We start from the raw sequence: 2,940 nt of genomic DNA on the forward strand, positions 1-2,940 counted from the left end.
CTTTCCGGACACGCTCGCGCCTGCCCGCCGAGCACGCCCGTGTGTGCATCCCTAACTCGCTGGTGCGTATTTGCCTGGGCGTGCTCGTGCGTGCTTGCCTGACGCCCACCTGCCTGGAGGACACGCCATGCCCGTCCGGAGGATGGCCACGGAAACATGCGCTGGAACGCGGAAGCGCCGGAGGCCCCTTCGGGTTCCGACGCTTCAGCGATGGGCGTGAACGCCCGGTTCATCAGGACCAGCGAGCCGTCCCAATGCGGCACAGAAGCCGCACCTTTTCGATTCCTGGTCAGGATGAAGAGTTCAGTTCTTGACGGACGCACCACCCTTGCAGGCTGCCTGAGCTTCGCCGAGGACCCCGACCGCAACGCCGCAGACGTTCACCGGGATCGAGATCGGCGCGATCACCTGGGTGCCGCCCAGGATCGAGTGGTCACCGCTGGTCTTGTTGTGGTTGAAAGAGCCGTGACCTTTGCCGTGGCCTTTTCCGTGGCCACCGCCGTAGACACCGGCGTACGCGGGCGTCGAGGCCAGGGCGGCGCCAGCGACCGCGAAGCCGAGGATGCCGGTGGCGGCAAGCTTCTTGAACACGAGAGTCCTCCCGTACGTGGCTTAGCAGGCCCGATGTGACAATTGCCGACGTCGCACAATAAGGCGGCGTCGCGTACGGTAGTTACCCAGCTACACTCGGCTAGATCGATGGCAACCCCCATGATGATGGCAAATGGTCATCATGGAGTGACAATCTCACTACACAGGGTTGTCCCTTTGGCCGCTTTTGACCAGGCCTGTCTCATAGGCGAACACGACCGCCTGGACCCGATCTCGCAAGCCGAGCTTCATCAGGATCCGTCCCATATGCGTTTTGACGGTGGCCTCCGAGACGTACAACTGCTCCGCGATCTCCGCGTTCGACATCCCGCGGGCAACGAGCCTCAGCACCTCACCCTCCCGCTCGGTGAGGCTCTCCAGACCTCTGCTCGCCTCCTCCTCCGCGTCCGGCAGATGCACCGCGAACCGATCCAGGAGCCGCTTCGTCGTGCTCGGCGCCACCACCGCATCGCCCGAATGCACGGCCTTGATCGCCTCGATCAGCTGCGCCGGTCCGGCGTCCTTCAGCAGGAACCCGCCCGCCCCGGCCTTGATCGCCGCGAACGCGTACTCGTCGAGGTCGAACGTGGTCAGGATGACGACCTTCGGCCCCGACTGGGCCACGACCCTCCGGGTCGCCTCGATCCCGTCCATGCGCGGCATCCGGACGTCCATGAGCACCACATCCGCCTGCGTCCCGCGCAGCAGTTCGAGCGCCTGCACACCGTCGCCCGCCTCACCGACGACCTGGATGTCCGGCTGCGCGTCCAGCACCATCGTGAACCCGGCCCGCACCAGTTCCTGGTCGTCGACCAGGACCACACGGATGGGCGCCACGCCGTCCACCTCCGTCATGCACCCTCCCTATGGACGACCTCGTCGGCCGGTCGACACTCACGCTCTCATCAGGACGACACTCACGCCGTCGCTCGGGCAACACTCACGCAACCATCGGCCAGAGCGACGCTCGCGCTGCCGGTCAAACGAGGCCCGTACGTTGCTCAGGCGACCCTCATGCCGCCGATCAAAGAGGCCCTGTGCCTTGCTCAGGCGAGACTTCCGCAACCGGCCAGGCGGTCCCTGCCTCCGGACAGGCGAGACCCGGACGCCCAGCCCTGCTCTCATGCCGCGTCCACCTCCTCCCGTACCGGGATCCGTGCAACCACCTCGAACCCGCCTCCCTGACGCGGCGCCGCGCGGACGCTGCCGCCGTACACGGCGACGCGCTCCCGCATCCCGGCGAGGCCATGGCCCCGGCCGTCATCGGGCGCCGCGGCGCCGCGGCCGTCATCGGATACCCGGATCTCCAGGGCGTCGCCCGCGTACCGCAACAGGATCGACACGGCCGCGCGAGGACCGCCGTGCTTGAGCGTGTTGGTCAACGCCTCCTGGACGATCCTGAAGACGGTCAGCTGGCGTCCCTCCGACATGACCGCCGGTGTCCCGTCGACCGTGAACGTCACCGGAAGCCCGGACGCACGGACCTGCTCCACCAACTCGTCGATCTGCGCCACCCCCGGCTGCGGTGCGAACACGCCCACATCGTCGTTCTCGCGCAGGACGCCCAAGGCCCGCCTCATCTCAGCGAGCGCCAGCCGACCCGTCGACGAAATCGTCTCCAGGGCCTGCCTGGCCCGTCCCACATCGGTGTCGATGGCATAGGACGCGCCATCCGCCTGGACCACGATCACACTGACGTTGTGCGCCACGACGTCGTGGAGCTCGCGGGCGATACGCGCGCGCTCGGCGGCCGTGGCCATCTTGACCTGGTTGTCGCGTTCACGCTCGAGCCGCTCGGCCCGCTCCTCCACCGAACGCAGATACGCACGGCGCGTACGCATGTGCAGGCCGAGTAGCCACACACCGGCCACGACCACAGCCAGCATGGCGAACGTGTACTTCCTGTCATCCGCGCCATCCGGATAACGCCACGTCGCCATGGCGGCCCCCACCCCCGTACTCAACACCGCCGCCAAGCCCCACCGGAACGAGCAGCCGGCCGCGACCGTGTAGAGCCCCATCAGGACGGCGACGTTCGCCAAGACGGGGATCACGTTCAACACGCACTGGACGAACGAGATCAACGCGACCACGGCGAAGACCGCCCGGGGGAAGGTGCGCCGCAAGACGAGGGGGGCCGTCAGCACGACCGACATCAAGACGTACGTGCCCTTGCCGATCCCGTACGAGTCCCCCGCCAGCCCGGGGAGGGAGAGGAACAACAGGGGCGTCGCAAAAAACGCGTCGACCAGGGGTTTCCTGCCCCGCAGCCAGTCCCACGCCCGCACGACCATGCCGACAGCGTACGTAACCGCAGCTCAGCCGGGGATCAGCCACAGGTCGGACCCC

At 67.4% G+C, this 2,940-nt stretch carries 3 protein-coding genes; all 3 read right to left on the reverse strand.

Annotated features, from left to right (window positions below):
* Positions 1-303: 303 nt before the first annotated feature.
* Positions 304-591, reverse strand: a complete 288-nt coding sequence (locus E1264_RS41700; RefSeq protein WP_132182965.1) for a chaplin family protein — start codon at positions 589-591, stop codon at positions 304-306.
* A 159-nt stretch (positions 592-750) separates the two neighbouring features.
* Entirely contained in the window at positions 751-1,446 is a 696-nt protein-coding gene (locus tag E1264_RS41705) for a response regulator transcription factor (protein WP_132182967.1), read from the reverse strand.
* Positions 1,447-1,712: 266 nt separating this feature from the next.
* A complete protein-coding gene (locus tag E1264_RS41710) occupies positions 1,713-2,885 on the reverse strand; it encodes a histidine kinase (protein WP_132182969.1) in 1,173 nt (390 codons plus the stop codon).
* Between the last annotated feature and the right edge of the window lie 55 nt (positions 2,886-2,940).

Origin of the sequence: Actinomadura sp. KC216 (genome assembly GCF_004348535.1) — a bacterium.
GTDB lineage: Bacteria > Actinomycetota > Actinomycetes > Streptosporangiales > Streptosporangiaceae > Spirillospora.

Excerpts from the sequence above, each read along its gene's own strand:
- E1264_RS41705 (WP_132182967.1), bottom strand. The coding sequence starts at position 1,446 with ATGACGGAGGTGGACGGCGTGGCGCCCATCCGTGTGGTCCTGGTCGAC.
- E1264_RS41710 (WP_132182969.1), bottom strand. The coding sequence starts at position 2,885 with ATGGTCGTGCGGGCGTGGGACTGGCTGCGGGGCAGGAAACCCCTGGTC.